The sequence below is a fragment of the Rhodopseudomonas sp. BR0C11 genome, assembly GCF_010820945.1.
Lineage (GTDB): Bacteria > Pseudomonadota > Alphaproteobacteria > Rhizobiales > Xanthobacteraceae > Rhodopseudomonas > Rhodopseudomonas palustris_H.
Genome location: NZ_QTKI01000625.1, coordinates 1 through 1,827 on the forward strand (window position 1 = coordinate 1; position 1,827 = coordinate 1,827).

Below are 1,827 nucleotides of genomic sequence, written 5' to 3' on the forward strand. Positions count from 1 at the left end.
CAGCATCAGTCCTAATACGAAGCCGCCGTGCAGATTGGCCCACAGCACCATCACCAGCAGCAACGCCCAGGGCGGCGCAGCTTTCCGGTCGGCGGCATCGATCAGGCCGATGAACCACGCCACCATGACGGGAAGCGTCAGCATGTGCGGCCGTGCCAGCACGTGCGGCATGATCAGCACCATCACGCCGAGCGCCAGCGTCGCCGTCACCAGCGCAGAGGCGTAGCGCTCGAGGTAAGCGGTGAACATCGCCAGCGCCGCCGCGACCGCGAGTGCGGTGACGATCACCGGACCGGCCCAGCCAGCCTGCATCGCCAGCGCGAAGATCACCTGCGCCAGCCACGAGCTCGATTGCCAGGGCTCGCCGGCCTTGCTGAACGAGAAGCTGTCGACCGTGGGCACCGTGCCGTGGGCCAGAATCCAGCGGCCGGTTTCGATCTGCCAGTAGCTGTCGGAATCCTGCAGCAAGCTGTCGCCGAATAGCAGCAGGAAGACCAGCACGCCGGTGCCGACCAGCAGCGGCAGCATGAAGCTGCGCGTGCCGGCGGTTTCGGTCAAATGGATCGCCGGAACGGTCAAGGAGCGGCTCTTTCCGATCGGAAGCAACGTTTCGGAAATCGAACCACAACCGCCGATAATATCCGGTAAAGCTACAGGCCCCGACGTTCAGATTTTGTTAACCCTCAGATCTTGCGGTCGCGGCCCTGCCAGAAGGGATCGCGCACCGCGCGGCGCAGCAGCTTGCCGACCGGGCTCTTCGGCACCTCGTCGATGAACCGCACCTGCTTCGGCACTTTGTAGCTCGCCACCCGCTCGCGCGCGAAGGCGATCAGCTCGGCTTCCTCGGCACTGGCGCCGGCGCGCAGTGCCACAAAGGCCGCGACACTCTCGCCCCATTTGTCGTCGGGCAACCCGACCACGACCACCTCGCGCACCGCCGGATGCGCCGCAAGCGCGTCCTCGACCTCGCGCGGATAGACGTTGTAGCCGCCCGACACGATCATGTCGGAGGTGCGGTCGACCAGATACAGATAGCCGTCCTCGTCGAAGCGGCCGACGTCGCGGGTGCGCAGCCAGCCATCGGGCAGGAACATCTGCGCGTTCAAGTCGGGCGCGTTGTAATAGCCCTTCATCGCAAACGGCGTCCGCAACGCGATCTCACCGGCCTCGCCCGGCGCGACCTCCTCGCCGGCTTCATCGACCAGCTTGACCTCGCAATCGATCGACGGCCGGCCGCAGGAGGCGAGCCGCTGCTCGGCCTTCGGGCCGACGTGATCCTGCTGGGTCAGATGGGTGATGAAGATCGGCGCTTCGGACTGGCCGTAATACTGCGCGAACCGCGGGCCCCACAGCTTCAGCGCCCGCTGCATCACCGGCCGCGGCATCGGCGAGGCGCCGTAGATGATGCGCTTGACGCTCGAAAAATCGGCCTGCTCGATGCCCGGATGGTCGAGCAGCATGCCGATCATGGTCGGCACCAGATTGAGCGCGGTCGGCTTCCAACGCTCGACCGCGTCGAGGTAGCTTGCCGGCGTGAAGCCGGGCAGCACCGCGGCGACGCCGCCGCGCAGCCAATACGGCACGATGAAACAGCCCGAGGCGTGGATCATCGACGCGGCGTGCAGCATCACGTCGCCCTCGCCGACCTCCATGTTGATCAGCACATTGGTGGCCATCGCCGCCCAGCTCCCCTGGGTGTGCTCGACGGCCTTGAGCTTGCCGGTCGTGCCCGAGGTGAAGATGGTGATGACGATGTCGTCAGGCTCGCAGCGACGCGCCGGCGGCGTGTCGGATTGCGCCTTGGCGAGCTGCAGCAGATCGTCCGCC

Annotated in this window: 1 protein-coding gene and 1 pseudogene; both read right to left on the reverse strand. The window is 66.4% G+C overall.

What is annotated here, in order from left to right:
- Positions 1–579: pseudogene (locus tag DYI24_RS25930) on the reverse strand (hypothetical protein); the annotation flags it as partial.
- 104 nt (positions 580–683) lie between these two features.
- On the reverse strand, positions 684–1,827 hold a 1,144-nt coding region (locus tag DYI24_RS25935; protein ID WP_164574353.1), incomplete at its 5' end, for a class I adenylate-forming enzyme family protein.